The following is a 22,761-nucleotide window of genomic DNA, read 5'->3' on the forward strand; positions in this document are numbered from 1 at the left end:
CGGCACCGCGACCCCGCGGTGCCGGGCCGGCGGCCGTCCCTCCCCGGGAACGCCCCGCCCCAGGACCCCGTCTGACCCACTGCCGGCCCGGCCGTCGCAGCGCAGCGGCCACCGGGCGGACCGGTCAGCCGGTTCGAGTATCTTTTCGGGCACGGGGAGAGTGAGGATCCGCATGGACACGGCCGCAGCAACGGCTGGGGGCGCCCCCGGACGGATTCCGGTAGAGGACCGCGGCACGGTGCCGCCACCCCGGACCGCCGGGCCGGCCGCCGCCGCGACCACGACTACCGACGCACCACCGGCCCCGCCCGGCCGGCTGCGGCACACCGCCGACCGGCTGCGGACCCGGACCGCGCCCCTCCGCGCCCCTCGCCTGGACCCCTACTGGACCGCCTTCTTCTTCTTCCTCGCGTACGCGCTGCTGTCCGTCTACCGGTACCGCACCATGTCCATCTCCTCCTGGGACCTGGGCATCTTCGAACAGGCCGTACGGGGCTACGCGCACTTCCAGGCGCCGATAGTCGACCTCAAGGGCCCCGGCACGAACATCCTCGGCGACCACTTCAGCCCCGTGCTGATCGTGCTCGCCCCCCTCTACCGGGTGTTCCCCTCCCCCGTGACCCTGCTGACCGCGCAGGCCGCGCTGTTCGCCCTGTCCGTGCTGCCGGTCACCCGCGCCGCCGCCCGCCACCTGGGCCGCCTCCCGGGCCTGTCCCTCGGCATCGCCTACGGCACGTCCTGGGGCCTACAGAAGGCCGTCGACTTCGACTTCCACGAGATCGCCTTCGCCCTGCCGCTGATCGCGTTCGCGCTGGAAGCGGTGCTGCGCGGACGGTGGACCGCGGCGGTCTGCTGGGCCGCGCCCCTGGTGCTGGTCAAGGAAGACCTCGGGGTGACCGCCGCCACCATCGGCGCGCTCGCCCTGATACGCACCCGCCGGGCCAGCCCCCTGGCCATCGGCCTGGTCGCCTTCGGCATCACCGCCACCGCCGTCACCCTCGGCCTGCTGATACCCGGCTTCAACGGCTCCGGCTCCTACGACTACTGGACCAAGTTCGGCGCCGACGGCGGCGGCGCCACCATCCCCCTCGACGACGCCCTCCGCACCACCCTGTGGGTCCTGCTCCCCACCACCGGCCTGCTCGCGCTGCGCTCCCCCCTCCTCCTGGTCGCGCTGCCCACCCTCGGCTGGCGCTTCCTCTCCCACGAACCGCACTACTGGGGCACCGACTGGCACTACAACGCCGTCCTGATGCCGGTCGTCTTCCTCGCCCTGATCGACGCCCTGCCGCGCATACGGGTATCCGCCCGCCCCTGGCTCCGCTCGTACGCCCACCACCTCCCGGCCGCCGTCCTGGCCGCGGCCCTCGCCCTGACCGCCAATCTGCCGCTGTCCCGGCTCACCGAGGCCGCCACCTACCGCACCCCGCCGAACGTCACCGCCGACGAGAAGCTGCTGGAGCGCATACCCGACGGCGCGACCGTGGAGTCCGACATCCGGCCGCTGAGCCGCCTCACCCACCGCACCCAGGTCTTCTGGATCGGCGACACGGGGGGGCTGTCGCCCCAGTACGTCGCTGTGCAGCTACGTGATGACCGCACCCCGCGGCAGGTACTGGCGGAGACCACCGCCCGCCATCCCCGCTCCACGTATGTGGTGCTCGGCGACACCGCGGATCTACTGGTCTTCCGCCGGACCTCTGCGAAGTAGTTTTTCGGCCCACGTTGTCGGGTGGCCCCGCCGTGCCTCTTTCTGTTGTTTCGCCTATCGGCGGGAGGGGTGTGTTGGGGTGGGGCCCCGGTGTGTGGTGGGTGCCGGTGGCGGGGCCTCCGGGGTGGGTGTTCGGACTGCTTCGCTTTACGTCCGAACACCCACCCCTCCGGCCCCACCCCCTCCCGTAGGTGATGGGACCCCACCCCGGTGGGGGGAAGGAAAGACAAAGACCAGCAGTTCGGCCGCATCGTGGTGCGGCCGAACTACTGGTCTTTCACAACTCCCCCCACCGGACGGGGGCCGCCATCCGAACGGGAGGGGGCGGGCCGGAGGGGCCTGTGTTGTGGACGTAAAGCGAAGCAGTCCACAACACAGGCCCCGGAGGACCGAACCCGGCACCCACCACCAACAACAAGCGGCCCCCGCCCAAACCTCACCCACCCCCGCCGACAGGCGAAAAAGCAGGCACGGCGGCGCCACCCGCAACGTGGGAAGCGGGGCTAAGAGCCCAAAATGGTGGAGAGGAACTCTCCTGTCCACGCGAGCAGCTCGCGCCCAACCACGGGCTTGCCGCCGATCTTCCCCGTAGTAGGCCGCGGAACAAGAATTTGTTGTGTGGCCGGCTTGAGGACCGTACGGGGGTGGAGCCGCTTGAGTCGCAGTTCCTGGGACTCGCGCAACTCGACGGGGCCGAAACGGACGTTGGCGCCCTGGAGCGTGATGTCGGAGACCCCGCAGGCGCGGGCCAGCATCCGCAGGCCGGCGACCAGCAGCAGGTTCTCGACGGGCTCGGGCAGCTTGCCGTAGCGGTCGGTCAGTTCCTCGCGGACGGCCGCGATGTCCTCCTCGGAGGAGGCGGAGGCGATGGCGCGGTAGGCCTGGAGGCGCAGCCGCTCGCCGGGCGCGTAGTCGTGCGGGACATGCGCGTCCACCGGGAGTTCGATCTTGACCTCCAGGGGCGGCTCCTCCTCCACGCCGCCTTCGAGGGAGGCGCGGTAGTCGGCGACCGCCTCGCCGACCATACGGACGTAGAGGTCGAAGCCGACGCCGGCGATATGGCCGGACTGCTCGCCGCCGAGGAGGTTGCCCGCGCCGCGGATCTCCAGGTCCTTCATGGCGACGTACATGCCGGCGCCCATCTCGGTGTGCTGGGCGATGGTCGCCAGCCGCTCGTGGGCGGTCTCGGTGAGCGGCTTCTCCGGCGGGTAGAGGAAGTAGGCGTAGCCGCGTTCCCGGCCGCGGCCCACCCGGCCGCGCAGCTGGTGGAGCTGGGAGAGGCCGAAGTTGTCGCCGCGCTCGACGATCAGGGTGTTGGCGTTGGAGATGTCGATGCCCGATTCGACGATCGTCGTCGAGACCAGGACGTCGAACTTCTTCTCCCAGAAGTCGACGACCACCTGCTCCAGTTGGGACTCGCCCATCTGGCCGTGGGCGGTCTGGATACGCGCCTCGGGGACGATCTCGCGGAGCCGGGCGGCGGCCTTGTCGATGGACTCCACCCGGTTGTGGATGTAGAAGACCTGGCCCTCGCGCAGGAGTTCACGGCGGATGGCGGCGCCGATCTGCTTCTGCTCGTAGGGGCCGACGAAGGTGAGGACGGGGTGGCGCTCCTCGGGGGGCGTGGTGATCGTCGACATCTCGCGGATGCCGGTGACCGCCATCTCCAGGGTGCGGGGGATGGGGGTGGCGGACATGGTGAGGACATCGACGTTGGCGCGCAGCTTCTTCAGCTGCTCCTTGTGCTCGACGCCGAACCGCTGCTCCTCGTCGACGATGACCAGGCCCAGGTCCTTGAACTTGGTCTCGGAGGAGAAGAGGCGGTGGGTGCCGATGACCAGGTCGACGGAGCCCTCCCGCAGTCCTTCGAGGACGGTCTTGGCCTCGGTGTCGGTCTGGAAGCGGGACAGCGCCCGGACGTTGACCGGGAACTGGCCGTAGCGCTCGGTGAAGGTGCCGAAGTGCTGCTGCACGAGGAGGGTGGTCGGCACGAGGACGGCGACCTGCTTGCCGTCCTGGACGGCCTTGAAGGCGGCGCGGACCGCGATCTCGGTCTTGCCGTAACCGACATCGCCGCAGATCAGGCGGTCCATCGGGACCGACTTCTCCATGTCCTCCTTGACCTCGGCGATGGTGGTGAGCTGGTCGGGCGTCTCCGCGTACGGGAAGGCGTCCTCCAGCTCGCGCTGCCAGGGGGTGTCCGGGCCGAAGGTGTGGCCGGGGGCCGCCATCCGCGCGGAGTAGAGCTTGATCAGGTCGGCGGCGATCTCCTTGACGGCCTTCTTGGCGCGCGCCTTGGTCTTGGTCCAGTCGGCGCCGCCCAGGCGGTGCAGCGTCGGGGCCTCACCACCGACGTACTTGGTGACCTGCTCCAGCTGGTCGGTGGGGATGTAGAGGCGGTCGCCGGGCTGGCCGCGCTTGGCGGGCGCGTATTCGACGAGGAGGTATTCGCGGGTGGCGCCCTGGACCGTGCGCTGCACCATCTCGATGTAGCGGCCGACACCGTGCTGCTCATGGACGATGAAGTCGCCGGCTTCCAGGGTGAGCGGGTCGATGGTCTTGCGGCGGCGGGCCGGCATCCGGGCACCGTCCTTGCCGGCCGCCTTCTGGCCGGAGAGGTCGGTCTCGGTGAGGACGGCGAGCCGGAGCGCGGGGTCGAGGAAGCCGTTGTCGAGGGAGCCGCAGGAGACATGGACGACGGACGGGGCGATGTCGGCCAGTTCGGCGTCCAGGCGGGCGGGGATGCCCTCGCCGCCGAGGACCTCGACCGTGCGGGCCGCCGGGCCGTGCGCCTCGGTGAGGAAGACCGTGCGCCAGCCGTCCGCGAGCCACTGCTTGGTGTCGGCCAGCGCCCGCTGGGTGTCGCCGCGGTAGGTGTCGGGGGCGTGCATGCCCAGCTTGAGGGTGTCGCCGTCGGCCGCCAGGTCCTCATCGGCCGCGAACGGGCTGACCGACCACCACAGCATTCCCAGCTCGCGCGCCCGGTCCCGGACATCGGCGATGCCCCACAGGGAGGCCGCGCCGACATCGATCGGGGCCGCTGCGCCGTCGGCCGGCTGCCCGCCGCCCGCGCCGTTCATCGCGGCCGCCGCCCAGGACGCCTGGAGGAACTCCTGGCTGGTGGCTACCAGATCGGCGGCCCGGGTCCGCACCCGCTCCGGGTCGCACACCACGGCCATCGAGCCCTTGGGCAGCACGTCCAGCAGCAGCTCCATGTCGTCCACCAGGACCGGAGCCAGTGACTCCATGCCCTCGACGGCGATCCCCTCGGCGATCTTGCCGAGCAGCTCGCCCAGCTCGGGATGCTGCTCGGCGAGCGCCGCGGCCCGCTCCCGCACCTCGCCGGTCAGCAGCAGCTCCCGGCACGGCGGCGCCCACAGCCCGTGTTCGGCGACCTCCAGGGACCGCTGGTCGGCGACCTTGAAATAGCGGATCTCCTCGACATCGTCGCCCCAGAACTCGACCCGCAGCGGGTGTTCCTCGGTGGGCGGGAAGACGTCCAGGATGCCGCCGCGGACCGCGAACTCGCCGCGCTTCTCGACCAGCTCGACGCGGGCGTAGGCGGCCGCCGCCAGACCGTCGACGATCTCTTCGAGGTCGGCTGTCTGCCCCGTGCGCAGGCTGACGGGCTCCAGGTCGCCGAGGCCCTTGACCTGCGGCTGGAGCACCGAGCGGATGGGCGCGACGACGACGGAGACGGGGCCGGCCGTGGGGTCGTCGTCGCGCGGGTGGGCGAGCCGGCGCAGCACCGCGAGGCGGCGGCCGACGGTGTCCGAGCGCGGCGAGAGCCGCTCGTGCGGCAGCGTCTCCCAGGACGGGAACTCCACGACGGAGTTGTCCTCGCCGGCCGGCATCAGGCTGCGCAGTGCGGCGGCGAGGTCCTCGGCCTCCCGGCCGGTGGCGGTCACCGCGAGCACCGGGCGGCCGGCCTGCCGGGCGAGCGCGGCGATCGCGAAGGGGCGGGCGGCCGGCGGCCCCACCAGATCCACCTGGGGGCGGTGCCCGTCGGTCGCGGCCTGCACCGCTTCGGCGAGCGCCGGGTCCTTGGCGACGACGTCGAGCAGACCAGTCAGGCTCATGAGAAGGTTCCGTCCCAGCGAGGCGAACAACGCAGCAGCCCGACACGTCTCACGGGCCGGGGTTGCCAAGCGTACGCCCGCCCACCGACAGCCCGGGCCGGAAGCCGGGGACGGCGCCCTCGCGCCCCCGTGCCACCCGGCTTCGCGGTTCCGCACCCCCCGCTCCCATGGAAGGGTGCACCCTACAAGGACTCCAGGAGGGGGCACGGTGAGCGGAAGCACGCGACGTACCGGAGACAGTGGCACGCTGCGGGCGCAGGCCCCGCCGCCCACGGGCCCGCCGCCCCGCCCCGTCGTCGCCGCCCTGATGCTCGGTATGGCGCTGGCCGCGCTCGACTCGACGGTCCTCGCCACCGCCGTCCCGCAGATCGTCGGCGACCTCGGCGGCTTCGCGGTCTTCTCCTGGCTGTTCTCCGGCTATCTGCTGGCCGTCACCGTCACCCTGCCGGTCTACGGCAAGCTCTCCGACACCTTCGGCCGCAAAACCGTCCTGGTCACCGGCATCGTGCTCTTCCTCGTCGGCTCGCTGGCCTGCGCCGGAGCCTGGGACATGGCCTCGCTGATCGCCTTCCGGGTGGTGCAGGGCCTGGGCGGCGGCGCCCTCCAGGGCACCGTCCAGACCATCGCCGCCGACCTCTACCCGATGAAGGAACGCCCCAGGATCCAGGCCCGGCTCTCCAGCGTCTGGGCCACCTCGGCGGTCGCCGGGCCCGCCCTGGGGGGACTGCTCGCCGCCTACGCGGACTGGCGCTGGATCTTCCTGGTCAATCTGCCGGTGGGCGCGGCCGCCCTCTGGCTGATCGGGCGGCACTTCACCGAGGCGCAGCGGAGCCGGCCGGGTCCCGGTGCCCGCCCGCGGGTGGACTGGCCCGGCGCGCTGGCGATCTTCGCCTGCGGTGGGCTGCTGCTGACCGCCCTGGTGCAGGGCGGAGTGGCCTGGGCCTGGCTCTCCACCCCGTCGCTGCTGCTGTTCGCCGGCAGCGCGGGGTGCGCGGCGGTCACCGTCCTCATCGAACGCCGGGCCGCGGAGCCGATCATTCCCGGCTGGGTGTGGCGCCGCCGCACCATCTCCGCCGTCAACCTCGCGCTGGGCGCCCTGGGCCTGCTGATGGTCGCCCCGACGGTGTTCCTGCCCACCTACGCCCAGTCGGTGCTGGGCCTGAGCCCGACCTCGGCCGGCTTCGTGCTGTCGGTGATGGTGCTGAGCTGGCCGGTCTCGGCCGCCCTCAGCAGCCATGTCTACAACCGGCTCGGCATCCGCCGCTGCGCGATGCTCGGCATCGGCGCGGCCGGCCTGGTCCTGCTCGCCTTCCCCGTGCTGCCCTACCCCGGCGCCGCCTGGCAGCCCGCGCTGATCATGCTGGCGCTGGGGGCGGCCCTGGGCCTCTTCCAGCTCCCGCTGATCATCGGCGTGCAGTCCTCCGTCGGCTACCGGGAGCGCGGCACCGCCACCGCCTCCATACTCTTCTGCCGCCAGGTCGGCCAGTCGCTCGGTGCCGCGCTCTTCGGCGCCCTCGCCAACGCCACCCTCAACGACCGTCTCGCGCACGCCCCTTCGGACATCCGCGCGGGCCTGCCCGACGACCTCGACGCGGTCTCCCGCGCGCTGGAACACCCCGACGGCCTCACCGCACAGGCCACCGACTACCTCCGCCGGGCCGTCGACACCACGGTCGACCATGTCTACGTCGGCGCCGCAGCGGCCGCCGGGCTCGCGCTGCTCGCCCTGCTGCTGGCACCGCGGCACTTCCCGGTGCACACGGACACCGGCGGCACGGACGAGGGCAGAGGAACGGGCGAGGGCACGGGCACGGGTGACGGCGCGGGCACTGACGGGCCGGACGGAGCCTGACCGGAAGACCGGTGTCCGGGCGGTGGCGTGGCCGTCCGTCAGGCGCCCGCGCCGCCGCCCGCGCGGGGCAGCTGCGTCTCCAGGGTGTCCTCCGCGTCGGGGCCGGCGGCCTCCCCGGCATCGGCTTCCCGCCCGCCGTCCGGCGCCCCGTCGTCCTCGTCCGGCACCGGTGCCTTCCCGGTGAGCGCGGCCAGGCTGTTGCGCACATGGGTCATATGGGTGCGGACCTCTTCGCGCTCCGCGTCGTGCTCCCGCAGGATCCGTGCCGTGGTGCGCTCGATGCGCTCCACCTCGGCCTCGGCTTGGGCCAGCAGACCGGCGCCGCGGTCCTCGGCGTCCTCCTGACGGTGCCGGGCGGCCTCCTCGGCCTCCGCGTAGAGCCGCTCGCTGTCGGCGCGGGCGGCCTTCCCGCGGGCGTCCAGCTCCGCGACGAGCCGGTCGGTCTCCGCCTCCCGCTCCGCGATCTCCCGCCCGGCCGCGTCCCACTCGTCGGCCTGCCGCTTCTCCTGGTCGCGCAGCAGCTGCGCGGTCCGCCGGTGCACCTCGGCCAGCTCGGCGGCCGCCTCCTCCCGGAGCTTCCCGGCCTCCTCGGTCGCCACGGTCACCAGCTCCGCGGCCTCCCCCCGCGCGGCCTCCCCCGTCCGCCGGGCCCGGGTCTCCGCCTCGTCGCGCCGCGCGTCCGCCGCCTTGCCGGCCGCCTCCCGCACCTCGTCCGCATACACCGCGGCCGCGTCCCGGATCTCCTCGTCCGCCTGCTGCGCCCCGGCCCGCAGCCGGGCCGCCTCGGACTCCGCGGTCGTCAGGATCAGCCGGGCCTCGCTGCCGAGCGAGGCATACGTCTGCGGCGGCAACTGCGCCACCCGCTCCTGCAGTTCGGTGAGTTCGGCCGCCATCTCGTTGGACAGGACCGTGAGCCGCGCGGCGCGCTCCCAGCAGGAGTCCCGGTCGACCGAGAGCCCCTCGACGCGGCGGTCCACATCCTCCGGCCGGTAGCCACGCCCTCGTACGGTCTCGAACCCGTGAGGCGAAACCGATGCACTCATCCTCAAGCCCCTCTCCGCCGCGCGGCCGTCGTGCGATCCGCGGCCTTCCGCGCTCTTTCGCATGGTTGTGTGCAGGACTGTGCCGTTATGCGCACTTCCCTTGGGATCGGTGCGAGATCGCACCCTCGCGACACTTCACCCCATCCACCCCACCAGGATGCGTTATTTGGTGCCAGAAGTCGGAATCCGTTCATCGTGGCGCAGCGCCCCGAACAACTCCCGCGCACCGCTCTCGTTCCACGCGAGGACCGACCCGACACCACTGACCATCACCCCGGGCCGGTTCACCGGAACCGTCGTCGCCGTGCCGCCGCCCCCGGCGATCTGCTTCATCGACCAGCCCATATCCAGCACCCGCGCCATGTCCGCGCCGTCGTCCACGACCAGCGCCGCCAGCGAGGTGTCCAGGACGCGCTGGAACCGGTCCGGGTCGAGGAGCACCGACGGGGCGGCCATCTCCTCCGCCACCGCACCGAGCAACTGCCGCTGACGCTTCACCCGTCCGAGGTCACCCTCCGGGTCGGCATACCGGGCCCGTACGAACGCCAGCGCCTCGGCGCCGTTCATCCGCCGGCAGCCGGCCGGGAAGTCCGCACCCGACTTCTCGTCCTTCAGCGGGGCGTCCAGACACAGCCGCACCCCGTCCAGCGCGTCCACGACCTGTACGAACCCGAGGAAGTTCACCTCGGCATAGCGGTCGATCCGCAGTCCGGTCGCCTGCTCCACCGTTCGGGTGAGCAGCTGCGGGCCGCCGTCCGCGTATGCCTCGTTGATCTTCCGGCTGCCATGGCCGGGTATCGGGACGTAGCTGTCGCGCGGCAGGCTGACCAGCGTGGGGCCGTGCTCACCGGAGTGCAGCACCATGATCGTGTCGGTGTTCTGCACCTCGTTGTTGCCGACGTGCAGCTGCTCACGCTGCTCGGGGGTCAGCGCGGTACGGCTGTCGGTACCGACCAGCAGCCAATTCGTGCCCTTGCCCGCGGCCGGACGCCCGGCGTACTCGCCCAGCGCATCGACGTGCTGGAGCTGCCGCCCCGCAGAGACATACAGCCAGGCCCCGCCCGCGAGCACCAGGGCGACCAGCACCAGCAGCGTCACCAGGATCCAGGTGAGCCACGCCCGCCGGCGGCGGCGCGGCCCCGGCCTGCGCGGCGGCCGGCCCGCCGGCCCGCGGTGCCACCACCGCGGGCGCCCTGCCCGGTACAGCGTCGTCGACGACGCCTGCGACAGCGGGGGTATCGGACGGCCCATATACGCATGGTCAGGGCGCCCGGCCCATCCCGCAGGTCGAGCGCCCGGCCCCGGACCGGCGGCAGCACCCGCCTCCGGTCCAGTGACACAGCGCTACAACAGCCCGTCCCACATCTGCTCCAGCAGGACCGACCACCAGGTCTCCGGCGACCCCAGCGCGGGCAGGTCCAGGGCGACCAGCTGCGCCTGGAAGTCGACGGTCCAACGGCCCGCCTGCTCGGGCGTCAGCCCGTACCGCAGCCGCCACATCCGCCCCAGCATCGCCAGACAGCGGGTGAACTCCGGCAGCCCCGAGTTCACGAACTGCGGTGTCGCCGGCTGACCGCCGGGACCGGCCTCCATGGGCACCGCCACGATGTGCGCGGTCCCGTACTGCACACACAGCTGACGGCCGAAGTCGTTGCCCATCACCAGATACGAACCGGCGTCCGCGGCCGGCTGCACCATCCGCTCCGCCGCCAGCTCCGCCAGCGTCGGCACCGGGCGGTGCGGCTGCGCCTGCGCCCAGAAGAACGGCCCGAAGTCGACCGGCAGCCCGGCCCACACCAGCATCTGCGCCACCACATCGGGCACCCCCTGCCGGGAGACCGCCCGCTGGTCGAAGCGGAACAGGGCCTGCGGGCCGAACGCCTGCTCCAGCTCCTGCCCGATCACCTGCGGGGGCACCGGCGGCACCGGCGGAACCTGCGAGGGATGCGGCAACGGCACCCGCACCGGCGCCGGCCGCGCCGGGCCGTCCGCGACCTGGTGCAACTCGCCCTGATGCTCGACGAGATGCCGTACGCCCTGCTGGCGCGAGGCATGGTCACGGCCGTACGCGGCGGTGTGGCTGATCCGCACCTGCGGCCAGTTGTCCCGGATCATCCGGGCGCAGTAGCCGCCCGGCAGATCACAGCACTCCAGCTCGGTGTGCAGCTCCAGCACCTGCTGCGGCGGAACGTTCATCGCGCGCAGCTCATGCAGCAGCTGCCACTCCGGGTGCGGGGTACCGGGCGCGGAACGGCGCACGATCTTCTGCTCGGACCCGTCCGGCGCGCGATAGCTCAGCACGGCCATATAGCCCGGACCGACCGTCGGCTGACCGCTCGGCGCCTGCGGATAGCCGTACGCACCGCCGCCGGGGCCCGGCGCACCGGGCGGCCCCTGCGGAGGACCGGGCGGCGCAGCGGGCGGGGGCGTGGGACCGGCCGACGGGGGAACACCCGGCCCACCGGGACCGCCGTCGGGCAGCGCCGCGCCACCGGCCAGCATCGTGGCCGCCGCATGCACACCGCCGCCGGTACCGCCCACGGCGGGCGGCGGAGGCGGCGGGGGCGGACCGCCCTGGCCACCGGAGCTCCGGCCGTCCGCGGGCACCCCGGGCTTACCGGGCGGGCCGGGAGGCTTGGGCGCGCCCGGCACACCGGGCGGCGCGGGCGGCGGCGGCACCCCGGGACCGGCGGCGGCACCGCCCGCACCCCCGAGGGACGCCTGAAGGGACGCGCCGTCGGCGAGCATCGTCGCCGCGGCATGCACCCCACCGGACCCGGAACCGCCGGCCGCCGGGGAACCGGCGCCACCGGACCCGGACCCGTCGGACCCGCCCGACGCGTCCGCCCCGCCCGGCCCGTCCACCGCGCTGAGATCCACATCCGCCGCGTCCAGCTGCGAGACCAGCTGCGTCGGCACATAGCCACCGGCCGGAACTCCCGGCGCACCGGGGCCGGACGCCGCGGGGCCGCCGGGTCCGGCTCCGGTGGCGCCTCCGTCGGCGGGCTGCGGCGCACCGTCCCGGCCCGCACCGGGCGGACCGGGCGCGGCGGGCGGCGGGGGCGGGCCCGCGGCGGCGTTACCGGGCAGCGACGAGCCGTCGGCCAGCATCGTCGCCGCGGCATGCACCCCACCGCCCGCGGGCGGCGCCGGCGGCGCGGCCGGAGGCGGCACCCCCGGCCCGGCCGCGGCGGGCGTACCGGCACCCGGCGGGGGCGGCACATCCGTGACCGGCGCGCCCGACGGCGGCGGCAGATCCGGCAGCGGAGCGGCGGCCGGCGGCGCGGGCGGCATCGGCGGCGGCAGCGGACCACTGCCGGCCCGGGCCCCGTCCTCCGGCAGATCCAGCGCGGGCGAGACCTGCGTACGCGGCAACTGACTGCCGCCGTGCAGAAGTTCGGTCTTGGCGTCCGGCCGGGCCCGCGGCGCCGACGGGGCCTCGTCCTCCTCGTCGAAACCGGCCAGCGGCGGTGCGAACACCGTCGCGGGCAACCCCACCGAACGGTCCTCGCTGCCCGCGCCGGAGGTGGTGTCCGCGTCGGCCCACGGCGTCGGCACCCCGGAGGCAGCGGCCCCCGGGCCCGTCCCCGCCGCCTGCGCACCGCTCTGCGCGGCCGCGCCGTCCGTGCCGTTGACGCTCACCTCGGCCCAGGCGTCCGACGCCGACGGCGCGGGCTCGGGCGCGGGGGCAGGAGCGGGAACGGACGGCGGGGCCGCCGGGGTCTGCTCACCGCCCGCGGTCCGCTGCTCCGGAACACCCCGCGCGTCCGCCGCCTCCTGCAACCACTCCGGCGGCGTCAGCAGGAACGAGGTGGCCTCCAGATCGATCCGCTGCGGCGGCGCCCCGTCCGCGCCACCGTCCACGGCAGCGCCGTACTCCTCCTCGTAACGCCGGATCACCTCACCCACCGGCAGCCCCGGCCACAGCGTCGTCTCCCCGCTGTCCCGCGCGATCACCAGCCGGGCCCGGCCGCTGTCCGTCGTCGGACCTCCCCCAAAGCCTTCGGCACCGGGGGGACCCCCATCCCGGTCCTCGGCCCAGGCCACGAAGCCCAGATCGAACTCCCGCACCCGCACCTCACGGTGGAGCGCCGCCGGCACCTCGCCGTTGACCCACCGCTCGGCGCGCTCCTGCGCCTGCGCGAACGTCACCACCGCGCTCAACCCCCCACCGCGACCGCGTACGCGAAACCGCCGTCGACCATCAGATCCGCCACCGTCTCCAGCTCCGGCGGATTGCCCGCCAGCCGCAGGAGAAAGTCATCGAAATCCGCGCCGCACGGCAACAACAGCCGCTCGACCCGCTCCTGCACCGTCCACCCGTCCTGGTCCCGCGCATCGTCGTACGGACAGAACCACACCGAGCCGAGCGCCTCGCCGCGCACCTTCACCGCGACCACACCGCCCTGCACGAACGCCACGCCCAGATAGTCCTTGGTGAAGTGGTCCCGCAGGCACTTGTTCACATAGAGCAGGTCGTTGACCGCCGCGTCATCGCGCACCGTGAAGAACGGCTGGTCGACCAGCAGCCCCAACTCCGCGTCCAGCGCCGCTCCCACGGGCGCACACCCGCCCGCCGCCTTCAAAAACGACCGGTAGGCGCCCGGCAGCCGGTAGCCCAGCGCCTCCTCGGCCTGCGCCAACTGCTCCTCGCCCACGGACAGATCACGGTGCGGCAGCCCGAAGTGCGCCGGCCGGGTCTCCTGCAACGGGCGGGTACCGCGCTTGTCGTGCGCCACGGCGGCCGTCGCCAGCCCGCCGTGATGCCGCAGCAGCGCCTTCACCTCGACCGGGATCAGCTCCATCCGCCGGGTACCGGCCACGTGATGCCAGGTCCAGCCGTGCGGCGTCGCCACCGCCGGCACATCTATCCACAGCTCGTGCCCCTGCGCGTGCAGGGCCGCGTTCGCCGAGACATAGTCCGTCAGCCGCAGTTCATCGACACCGAAACCCTCCGGCGGCTCGGCGATCTCCGCGGCCGCGCGCGCATACGGGGAGAACTCCGGGAAACCCCGTTCGTCCATCCGCACCCCGGCGGGGTACCGTGCGGCACGGACCGGATCCGGAAAATGCACGACCTGCCCGGCATAGGCCGAATTCGGTGGCGCGGCATGTCCCGCCGCCCGGGGGCCGGGGAGTGCCCCCAGCCCTTGCCGACCTGTCGTCATCGCGCTTGCCCCCTGGCTGAAGCTGGCTTTGGAGCACAGCCTAAGCCGTACCGCTACGCCCTCCCCCTCCCCCCGTCCCTGTCCGTCAGCCCCGCGACACACCGACGTCACCCACCGCCCCACCACCCCCGAGCCCCCCGCGCACCACCCCGCCCACCAGCTCCGTTACCCCACGACCGACGCCCCGTCAGCCCGCCGTGAGATCATCGACAGCCCGCCCGACTACCGCAACACCCAGCACATTTGGCAGGCTGACCCTCCCCCACCTAGGGCCGGGGGGACCCCCAGCGACACGGGGATTCGGGGAGGGAAAGCACCACCATGAGCACGACTGCACGCCACCACAACTCAGCCGCCGGCGACCCCCGCATCGGCTGGAGCGGCACCGCCGACGGCGCACCCGCCCTCCACCACCGCCGCGACGGCATCCTCCCCACCATCGGCGCCGCCCTGTCAGTACGCGGACAAACCCTCACCTGCACCGCCGGCAAGGCCGAACAGCCCCCCGCCCTGCACCCCCTCGTCCAGGACTTCCTCGACACCCTCGCCACCGCACAACGCGAACGTTTCACCGGACGCTGCCCCGAAGCCGTCCTGCTCTCCCGGCACCTCACCGCCGTCGAAGGCAACCGCGGCAAACGCGCGTCCCGCAAACCCCTCACCAACGGCGAAGCCCGCCGCTCCCTCAAACACTCCAAACTCACCGCACGCCACATCCGCGAGGACGGCGACCCCCAGCACGGCAGCTACGCCCCGCCCTGCCGCTCCTGCGACGCCCTCCTCGCCCACTTCGGCGTCATGCCCATCAGCGGCACCACGCCCACAGGAAGCTGACCGCCACCATGCCGCCCACCACCCCCGGCCCCCGCACCCCCGCCCACGACCGGACCGACTCGACCCGCTTCCCCGCCGCCGTCGACGTCGCCCTCCACGAAGCCGGCTGGCACCCCGGCCGCTGGGACATAAAGCAGGCGGAACACTGGGCCGACACCCTCCGCGCCCACACCTCCCCCGCGGGCCACCGCCACACCGTCTTCCCCGCCGCCGTCGAGGCCTGGGCCGAATTCGGCGGACTGCACATCACCGGACCCGGCCCCGGCCGGCACATCGCCCCCACCCCCTTCGCCGTCGACCCACTGCACGGCCTCCACCTCGCCCGCACCCTCGGCGACCTCGGCCGCGCCCTGGAAACCGACGTGGCCCCCCTGGGCCGCGAAGAACTCACCACCCACGACGGCGCCATCTACGGCCAGGCCACCCTCGCCATCGACACCGAAGGCCGCGTCTACAGCCTCGACCACACCGGCGACTGGTACCTGGGACCGGACATCGACAGTGCGCTGGGGGTCCTGGTGCTGGGGTCACGGCCCGTACGGCTGGGCGTCGCCGGCCACACCGGCGACTGAGCCGCCGCGACCGGCGTACGGCGCGTCAGCTCACCGCGGAGGCCGCCGGCAGCACCGCCGACACCCGGAAGCCACCGGCCTCCGTCGGGCCCGACACGAACACACCGCCCAGCGCCGTCACCCGCTCCCGCATCCCCACCAGGCCATTGCCGCCACTCGGCAGCCCCGCATCGGCCGCACCGCCCTCGCAGGGGCCGTTCTCCACCTGCACCGCGAGCTCCCCCTCGCGGTGCGCCAGCCGCACCCGCGCCCGCGCCCCCGGCGCATGCTTGTGCACATTCGTGAGCGCCTCCTGCACCACCCGGTAGACGGTCCGCTCCACCGGCGGCGCATACCGCAGCCCGGCGGCAGCCACCGGCTCCCCCTCGGCCGCCCCGTCCACCGTCAGCTCGACGACCATCCCGGCCGCCCGGGACTGGCCCACCAGATCCCCGAGCTCCGCCAGATACGGCCCCTCGGAATCCCCCTCCGCGCCAGCCGGCGCCGACACCGGCGCCTCGCACTCAGGACCCCCGTCCCCCGCGGACTCCGCCACCACGGACGCCTCCGGCGACCGCGCCTGCACCGTCGCCTGCGCCCCCGCCCGGGAAGCCACCGCCGCCAGCCGCTCGGGCGCACCCGACGCCGCGGCGCCCCGCACCGCCGCCCCGTCGGCCGTCCGCAACACCCCCAGCATCTCCCGCAGCTCCGTCAGCGCCTGCCGCCCCATGTCACCGACCAGACCCGCGTTCTTCGACGCCTTCTCCGGGTCCTTCAGCGCCACCGCCTGCAACGCCGCCGCATGCACCACCATCAGACTCACCCGGTGCGCGACCACATCGTGCATCTCCCGCGCGATCCGCGTCCGCTCCTCGTTACGGGCCCACTCCGCCCGCTCCTCGGCCCGGTCCGCCAGCAGCGACAGCTCACGCTCCAGACCGTCCGCCCGCTCCCGCAGGCTCTCCACGAGCCGCCGCCGCGCCCCGACATACAGCCCCCACAGCACCGGCGGCGCCGTCAGCACCAGCCCCAGCGCCAGCGACATCGCCGGCAGCAGCCACATCGGCGGCTGGAAGTCCTCCTGCGCCAGCACGTCCTGCCGCAAGCTGAGGAACGTCGTCACCAACGTCCCCGCCACGGTCATCCCCGCCAGCAGCCCCGTGATCCGGCGCGGCACATCCGACGCGGCGAGGGTGTACAGCCCCACCGTGCTCAGCAGCCCGCCCATCTCCGCCGGAATCACCGCTATCGAGACCAGCACCACCACCACCGGCCAGCGCCGGCGCACCAACAGCACCGGCCCCGCCAGCAGGCCGAGCAGCACCCCGACCAGCTCGGGCAGCTGCGCCCCCGAGGCGAACCGCGCGCCCTCGAACGCACACTCCACCGCGGAAGCCGCCGCCAGCCCCACATCCAGCACGGCACTCCGCCGCCGGGCCCACCACCACGGCCCGCTCACCGGCGCACCCCGCGCGCCCACACCTTCACTTGCCCCCGTCGCGGTCATACCGACCAGCCTACGGGCGCCGGTCCGCGATTCCCCCGCCCCGTTATCGGCCACAGCAGGGCCGTTACCAGCCCCCTACCGCCGGTTACCCCTCGAACTGATGAACCGCCCACACTTTCGACGCTTTCGCACACCCGCACACGCCAACCTGTCCCCATGCCGAACCCCCACCGGGAACACCCCGACTACGAGTCCTTACGCCCCCAGGCCGTCGCACTGCGCCGGGCCGGCCTCAGCCGCCGCCAGATCCGCGACCGCCTCCACCTCCACAACAACGACATCCTCAACCGCCTCCTCGAAGGCACCCCCGCCCCCGACTGGACCCGCCGCCCCAACGCCAAGGACGACCTCCGCGCCCGGGCCCGCGAACTGCGCAAGCAGGGCCTCACCTACGACCGGATCCAGGTCGAGCTGGGCTGCTCGAAGAGCTCGATCTCCCTGTGGGTGCGGGATCTGCCGAAGCCGCCTCCACGGACCCGCGAGGAGGCTTCCGCCATCGCCCGGCGCGGCTGGGAGGCGACGCTTGAGCGGCGGGAGGAGGAGCGCCGGCGAACCAAGGACGAGGCGACGCGAGAACTCGGGACGCTCTCGGATCGCGACCTGTTCATCGCCGGAGTCGCCCTCTACTGGGCGGAAGGCACCAAGGACAAGCCGCACGCCCGACGGGAGGGCGTCACCTTCGTCAACAGCGACCCCGGCGTGATCCGGCTCTACCTGGCCTGGCTGAAGCTGTTGGGCGTGGAGCCGGACCGCATCGGCTATCGAGTGATGATTCACGGCACCGCCGACGTGGCGGCCGCCGAGCGCTACTGGGCCGATCTCGTGGACGTCGCGGTCGACGCACTCCACAAAACGACGATCAAGAAGCACAACCCAAAGACCGTCCGCAAGAACGTCGGCGAGGGCTACCACGGCTGTCTGGTGATCCGAGTCCTGCAAAGCGCTGACCTATACCGTCGCATCGAAGGCTGGTGGTACGGCATAGTGTTGGGTGCCAAGCGGCCAGACTGACAAAGTGTCCGGTTTGAACCGCTTTACCATCCCCTGTGGTGTAATGGGCAACACGGGTCACTTTGGATGATTTGTTCCAGGTTCGAGTCCTGGCAGGGGAGCACATGCACAACGGGCGAATTTCCGGGTCCTGACCACCACGTCAGGACCCGCCCGCGTTTCGGCTGCAATACGCACCGGTATCCTTCGGATGACCACCACCCGAAGTAGCCAAGAAGCCGAAGGGCATCCCCGTGAGCGCCAACCGCCCGGCAGCCGTCGTCGTTCTCGCAGCGGGTGAGGGCACCCGCATGAAGTCGGCCACCCCAAAGGTCCTGCACACCGTCAGTGGCCGCTCCCTCGTCGGCCATGTCGTCGCCGCCTCCCGTGAGCTGGACCCCGAGCATCTCGTCGTGGTCGTCGGTCACGCCCGTGAGCAGGTGCAGGCACATCTCTCCGAGATCGACCCCGACGTGCGCACCGCGGTGCAGCACGAGCAGAACGGCACCGGTCACGCGGTGCGTACGGCTCTGGAGGAGCTGAGCCGGAGCGGTGTGGCCGTCGACGGCACGGTGATCGTCGTCTGTGGTGACACTCCGCTGCTGACCGGTGAGACGCTGCGGCTGCTCGGTGACACGCACGCCGCGGACGGCAATGCCGTCACGGTGCTGTCGGCCGAGGTGCCGGACGCCACGGGTTATGGGCGCATCGTGCGTGCGGAGAGTTCCGGCGCGGTGACCGCGATCGTCGAGCACAAGGACGCGAGCGTGGCGCAGCGGGCGATCCGGGAGATCAATTCCGGGGTGTTCGCCTTTGACGGGCGGCTGCTGGTTGATGCGCTCGGCAAGGTGCGTACGGACAACAGTCAGGGTGAGGAGTACCTGACCGATGTGCTGGGGATCGTGCGGGAGGCCGGGCACCGGGTCGGTGCGGCGGTGGCCGGGGACCACCGGGAGATCCTGGGGATCAACAACCGGGTGCAGCTGGCGCAGGCGCGGCGGCTGCTGAACGACCGGCTGCTGGAGCAGGCGATGCTGGCCGGTGTGACGGTGGTGGATCCGGCGTCGACGTGGGTGGATGTGTCGGTGACGTTCGAGGCGGATGCGACGGTCCATCCGGGGACGCAGCTGCTGGGTGCGACGCATATCGCGTCGGGTGCCGAGGTGGGTCCGCATTCCCGGCTGACGGATACGTCGGTGGGTGCGGGCGCGGTGGCGTCGTTCACGGTGGCCGAGGGTGCGCGTATTGGTGACGGGGCGAATGTCGGGCCTTACGCCTATCTGCGTCCGGGGACGGATCTTGGTCCGAAGTCGAAGGCCGGTACGTACGTGGAGATGAAGAACGCGTCGATCGGTGAGGGTACGAAGGTGCCGCATCTTTCGTATGTGGGGGATGCGACGATTGGTGAGTTCACCAATATCGGTGCGGCGAGTGTCTTTGTGAACTACGACGGTGAGGCGAAGCACCACACCACGGTCGGTTCACATTGCAAGACGGGGTCGGACAACATGTTTGTGGCTCCGGTCACGGTCGGGGACGGTGCTTATACGGCGGCCGGCTCTGTTATCACCAAGGATGTGCCCCCGGGTTCGCTGGCGGTCGCGCGTGGCCAGCAGCGGAATATCGAGGGTTGGGTCGCGCGTAAGCGGCCTGGAAGCGCCGCCGCGCAGGCGGCTTCGGCTGCTCGCCAGGAGTCCGAGGGCGAGCGGTGATCGTGCAAGGGGTGCGCCGTGCGGGGCGTACCGTGATGAACGCACGCAAACTGTGATTCGAGGAGATTTGCTGTGACCGGGATCAAGACGACCGGCGAGAAGAAGCTGATGCTCTTCTCCGGCCGCGCCCACCCCGAGCTTGCCGAGGAGGTCGCGCACCAGCTGGGTGTGGGCCTGGTCCCGACGAAGGCATTCGACTTCGCCAATGGCGAGATCTATGTCCGCTATCAGGAGTCGGCGCGTGGCGCGGACTGCTTTTTGATTCAGAGCCACACGGCTCCGATCAATAAGTGGATCATGGAACAGCTGATCATGATTGATGCGCTGAAGCGGGCCTCGGCCCGGAGCATCACCGTGGTCGTGCCGTTCTACGGTTATGCGCGTCAGGACAAGAAGCACCGTGGCCGTGAGCCGATTTCGGCGCGGCTGATCGCTGATCTGATGAAGACGGCGGGTGCGGACCGTGTGGTGACGGTGGATCTGCACACCGACCAGATCATGGGCTTCTTCGACGGCCCGGTGGATCATCTTTTCGCGCTGCCGGTCCTCGCGGACTATGTGGGCGCGAAGGTGGACCGCTCGAAGCTGACGGTCGTGTCGCCGGACGCGGGCCGGGTGCGGGTGGCGGACCGCTGGTGTGACCGTCTGGGCGCGCCGCTGGCGATCGTGCACAAGCGGCGTGACAAGGACGTGGCGAACCAGGTCACGGTGCATGAGGTCGTCGGTGATGTGAAGGACCGGGTGTGTGTCCTGGTCGACGACATGATCGACACCGGTGGCACGATCTGCGCGGCGGCGGATGCGCTGTTCGCGAATGGCGCCTCGGACGTGATCGTGACGGCGACGCACGGTGTGCTGTCGGGTCCGGCGGCGGACCGGCTGAAGAATTCGAAGGTGAGCGAGTTCGTCTTCACGAATACGCTGCCGACGCCTTCGGAGCTGGAGCTGGACAAGATCACGGTGCTGTCGATGGCACCGACCATTGCCCGGGCGATCCGTGAGGTGTTCGAGGACGGTTCGGTGACGAGCCTCTTCGAGGAGCAGTGAGTCAGGGATATCGGGCGGGCCTGTGAGGTAGTCCGGGTCTGATCGACTTTGGGGCGGCCTTCCGGCCGGGTAGACTCATTGAGTTGCTCGGCGAGGGAGGCCGCCCTTTTGTGGTGGCTGTCCGTTATCGACGCGCTCTTCGTAGCAGGTCTGTCGTGGGCCGGGTGACGCCCACCAGATGTTTCTGAGATACGAGGAGTGCAGTCATGGCTGAGGTCAAGCTCGACGCCCAGGTCCGTACCGACTTCGGTAAGGGTGCCGCCCGTCGTGCGCGCCGTGCGGACCTGGTTCCCGCGGTCATCTACGGTCACGGTGCGGAGCCGCAGCACGTGGCGATCAACAACCACGCGCTGATGATGGCCCTGAAGACGCCGAACGCGCTGCTGCGTCTGGAGTTCGACGGCAAGAGCGAGCTGGTCATCCCCAAGGCCGTGCAGCGTGAGGCGATCCGTGGCTTCCTGGTGCACGCCGACTTCCTGGCCGTGAAGAAGGGCGAGAAGGTCAACGTCGAGCTGCCGATCCACACCGAGGGCGAGCTGGCCCCGGGCGGCAACCTGCTCGAGTACGTGCTGAACACCCTGCCGGTCGAGGCCGAGGCCACCCACATCCCGGAGTCGGTCACCGTCTCCATCGCGGGTCTGGACGCCGGTCACTCGGTGCAGGCGAAGGACATCGCGCTGCCGGCCGGTGTGTCGCTGGCCGTTGAGGACGACGCCGTGGTGCTGCAGGTCGTCGCGGCGCAGGCGGAGGCGCCGGCCGAGGAGGCCGAGGGCGAGGGCGCTGAGGGCGCCGAGGCCTGAGTCTTTTCCGCTGAGGCGGGTTCTCAGCGCTTTGTCCAGCCGCTGCCGCGCGCCTTTGGGCGCGGGGTGGCGGTTGGGCTGTTTCATGGGCAGTTGCGGTCGGGGCCGGCGGGTGTGGCCGGCGGATGTGGGAGTGGCTGAGATGGCGGACGCTGATCCGTGGCTGGTGGTGGGGCTGGGTAATCCGGGCCCGGAGTATGCGCGTAATCGCCACAATGTGGGGTTCATGGTGGCGGATTTGCTGGCGGAGCGGATGGGGGGCCGTTTCAAGGCGCACAAGTCACGGGCGCAGGTGGTGGAGGGGCGTTGTGGTGCGCCGGGTCCGTCGAGCCGTCGTGTGGTGGTGGCGAAGCCGATGTCGTTCATGAATCTGTCGGGTGGACCGACGACCGCGCTGCGGGATTTCTACAAGGTGCCGGTGGCCAATATCGTGGCGATTCACGATGAGTTGGATATTGATTACGGTGCGCTGCGGCTGAAGCTGGGCGGCGGTGACAACGGTCACAACGGTCTGAAGTCGATCACGAAGTCACTGGGCGCGGAGTATCACCGGGTGCGATTCGGGATCGGGCGTCCGCCGGGCCGTATGCAGGTGGCGGATTTTGTGCTGAAGGACTTTCCCGCGGCGGAGCGGCGTGAGTTGGACTATTTCGTGGACCGTGCGGCGGATGCCGTGGAGACGCTGATCGTCGACGGTCTGGAACGGGCGCAGAGTACGTACAACTCCTGAATGGGACAGGTGTGGTCAGGCTCTGACGAACCGTTGTCGGAGGTTGACCGGGTGCTGGTGCATGGCCAAGGATCGCGGCCATGCCCAGAAGCAGCACGCGCACCCGTACGGTCAGACGTAGTCGTACCCGGCGGGTCGGCGAGAGCGCCTATGGGGCGCTGCTTGTCGTCCGGGTGGGGTTGATGGGTCTGCTGGCGTTGCTCCTGCTGGTGGCGGGGGTGTGGACGTCGTGGCAGACGGCGCAGTACGCGATGCTCGTCAAGGCGCGGGGCCGCGGCATGATGACGGTGTCGGCGTGTGCGGGTGAGCGGTGCACGGGCCCCTATGTGCCGTCGTCGGGTGATACCCGGCGGCTGGCGAAGGTGTCGATCGCGGAGGGGGCCGCGGACAAGGGCGCCCGGGTCGAGGTGACGGTCAAGCCGGGGACGACGCACGCGGTGCGGACCGGGGCGGCCGGGATTCTGCATGCGTGGGTGCCGTTCGCGGGCTCGTTGCTGCTGGCGGCGCTGGTGGTGGCCGGGGGGATGCGGCTGCGGCGTACGGCGTGGGTCATGGGGTTGCTGGGCGCGGTGTTGCTGGGCGCGGCGTTCACGGCGCTCTAGGACTTCCCCGGGAGGGAGGCCCCAGGACTTCCCGGGACTGATACGGCGGCGGGGGGGGGGGGGGGGGGGGGGGGGGGGGGGGGGGGGGGGGGGGGGGGGGGGGGGGGGGGGGGGGGGGGGGGGGGGGGGGGGGGG

The 22,761-nt window shown here is 72.0% G+C and carries 16 protein-coding genes and 1 tRNA gene; 11 read left to right on the forward strand and 6 right to left on the reverse strand.

The window, feature by feature from the left end:
• Positions 1 to 172 precede the first annotated feature (172 nt).
• Positions 173 to 1,711 carry a DUF2079 domain-containing protein gene (locus tag ACZ4XD_RS33250; protein WP_468048336.1) on the forward strand — a complete coding sequence of 513 codons (1,539 nt, stop codon included), beginning with the start codon at positions 173 to 175 and terminating at the stop codon, positions 1,709 to 1,711.
• A gap of 503 nt (positions 1,712 to 2,214) precedes the next feature.
• On the opposite strand, the gene mfd is transcribed toward ACZ4XD_RS33250, so the two are convergent.
• Positions 2,215 to 5,790, reverse strand: a complete 3,576-nt coding sequence (gene mfd / locus ACZ4XD_RS33255) for a transcription-repair coupling factor (protein WP_468048338.1) — start codon at positions 5,788 to 5,790, stop codon at positions 2,215 to 2,217.
• Between the two features lie 208 nt (positions 5,791 to 5,998).
• Between mfd and ACZ4XD_RS33260 the strand changes: the two genes are divergently transcribed.
• Positions 5,999 to 7,642, forward strand: coding sequence for an MFS transporter (locus ACZ4XD_RS33260; RefSeq protein ID WP_468048340.1), 1,644 nt, complete (start codon positions 5,999 to 6,001; stop codon positions 7,640 to 7,642).
• A 38-nt stretch (positions 7,643 to 7,680) separates the two neighbouring features.
• Here the strand turns inward: ACZ4XD_RS33260 and ACZ4XD_RS33265 are convergent, their stop codons facing one another.
• The 4 genes from ACZ4XD_RS33265 to ACZ4XD_RS33280 form a co-directional block, all read right to left on the reverse strand.
• Positions 7,681 to 8,685, reverse strand: coding sequence for a cellulose-binding protein (locus ACZ4XD_RS33265; protein ID WP_468048342.1), 1,005 nt, complete (start codon positions 8,683 to 8,685; stop codon positions 7,681 to 7,683).
• 162 nt (positions 8,686 to 8,847) lie between these two features.
• Positions 8,848 to 9,783: an LCP family protein gene (locus tag ACZ4XD_RS33270; RefSeq protein WP_468048374.1), complete on the reverse strand. Its 936-nt coding sequence runs from the start codon at positions 9,781 to 9,783 to the stop codon at positions 8,848 to 8,850.
• A 246-nt stretch (positions 9,784 to 10,029) separates the two neighbouring features.
• Positions 10,030 to 12,840 (reverse strand): SUKH-4 family immunity protein, encoded by a 2,811-nt coding sequence (locus tag ACZ4XD_RS33275; RefSeq protein ID WP_468048344.1) that lies wholly within the window; start codon positions 12,838 to 12,840, stop codon positions 10,030 to 10,032.
• 5 nt (positions 12,841 to 12,845) lie between these two features.
• Complete coding sequence (locus tag ACZ4XD_RS33280; RefSeq protein ID WP_468048346.1) at positions 12,846 to 13,853, reverse strand: SMI1/KNR4 family protein; 1,008 nt, start codon at positions 13,851 to 13,853, stop codon at positions 12,846 to 12,848.
• A gap of 321 nt (positions 13,854 to 14,174) precedes the next feature.
• Here ACZ4XD_RS33280 and ACZ4XD_RS33285 point away from each other — a divergent pair, with 321 nt between their 5' ends.
• On the forward strand, positions 14,175 to 14,687 hold the full coding sequence (locus ACZ4XD_RS33285) for a YwqJ-related putative deaminase (protein WP_042156373.1): 513 nt from the start codon (positions 14,175 to 14,177) through the stop codon (positions 14,685 to 14,687).
• Between the two features lie 8 nt (positions 14,688 to 14,695).
• Positions 14,696 to 15,259 (forward strand): SUKH-3 domain-containing protein, encoded by a 564-nt coding sequence (locus ACZ4XD_RS33290; protein ID WP_468048349.1) that lies wholly within the window; start codon positions 14,696 to 14,698, stop codon positions 15,257 to 15,259.
• 25 nt (positions 15,260 to 15,284) lie between these two features.
• On the opposite strand, the gene ACZ4XD_RS33295 is transcribed toward ACZ4XD_RS33290, so the two are convergent.
• A complete protein-coding gene (locus tag ACZ4XD_RS33295) occupies positions 15,285 to 16,745 on the reverse strand; it encodes a sensor histidine kinase (protein ID WP_468048353.1) in 1,461 nt (486 codons plus the stop codon).
• A 156-nt stretch (positions 16,746 to 16,901) separates the two neighbouring features.
• On the opposite strand from ACZ4XD_RS33295, the gene ACZ4XD_RS33300 reads away from it, so the two are divergent.
• The 7 genes from ACZ4XD_RS33300 to ACZ4XD_RS33330 all read left to right on the forward strand — a co-directional run bounded on the left by ACZ4XD_RS33300 (position 16,902) and on the right by ACZ4XD_RS33330 (position 22,626).
• Positions 16,902 to 17,756 (forward strand): hypothetical protein, encoded by an 855-nt coding sequence (locus ACZ4XD_RS33300; RefSeq protein ID WP_468048356.1) that lies wholly within the window; start codon positions 16,902 to 16,904, stop codon positions 17,754 to 17,756.
• 29 nt (positions 17,757 to 17,785) lie between these two features.
• Positions 17,786 to 17,857, forward strand: a tRNA-Gln gene (locus tag ACZ4XD_RS33305).
• 132 nt (positions 17,858 to 17,989) lie between these two features.
• Positions 17,990 to 19,447 carry a bifunctional UDP-N-acetylglucosamine diphosphorylase/glucosamine-1-phosphate N-acetyltransferase GlmU gene (gene glmU, locus ACZ4XD_RS33310; RefSeq protein ID WP_468048359.1) on the forward strand — a complete coding sequence of 486 codons (1,458 nt, stop codon included), beginning with the start codon at positions 17,990 to 17,992 and terminating at the stop codon, positions 19,445 to 19,447.
• A 72-nt stretch (positions 19,448 to 19,519) separates the two neighbouring features.
• Entirely contained in the window at positions 19,520 to 20,494 is a 975-nt protein-coding gene (locus tag ACZ4XD_RS33315; RefSeq protein WP_042156365.1) for a ribose-phosphate diphosphokinase, read from the forward strand.
• A gap of 206 nt (positions 20,495 to 20,700) precedes the next feature.
• On the forward strand, positions 20,701 to 21,294 hold the full coding sequence (locus ACZ4XD_RS33320) for a 50S ribosomal protein L25/general stress protein Ctc (protein WP_468048362.1): 594 nt from the start codon (positions 20,701 to 20,703) through the stop codon (positions 21,292 to 21,294).
• A 142-nt stretch (positions 21,295 to 21,436) separates the two neighbouring features.
• Complete coding sequence (pth, locus tag ACZ4XD_RS33325; protein WP_468048365.1) at positions 21,437 to 22,024, forward strand: aminoacyl-tRNA hydrolase; 588 nt, start codon at positions 21,437 to 21,439, stop codon at positions 22,022 to 22,024.
• Between the two features lie 80 nt (positions 22,025 to 22,104).
• The gene (locus ACZ4XD_RS33330; RefSeq protein ID WP_468048369.1) at positions 22,105 to 22,626 is read left to right on the forward strand and encodes a hypothetical protein; all 522 of its coding nucleotides are present in this window, start codon (positions 22,105 to 22,107) and stop codon (positions 22,624 to 22,626) included.
• The last annotated feature ends 135 nt before the right edge of the window (positions 22,627 to 22,761 follow it).

The sequence above is a fragment of the Streptomyces sp. NPDC029466 genome (genome assembly GCF_055574515.1).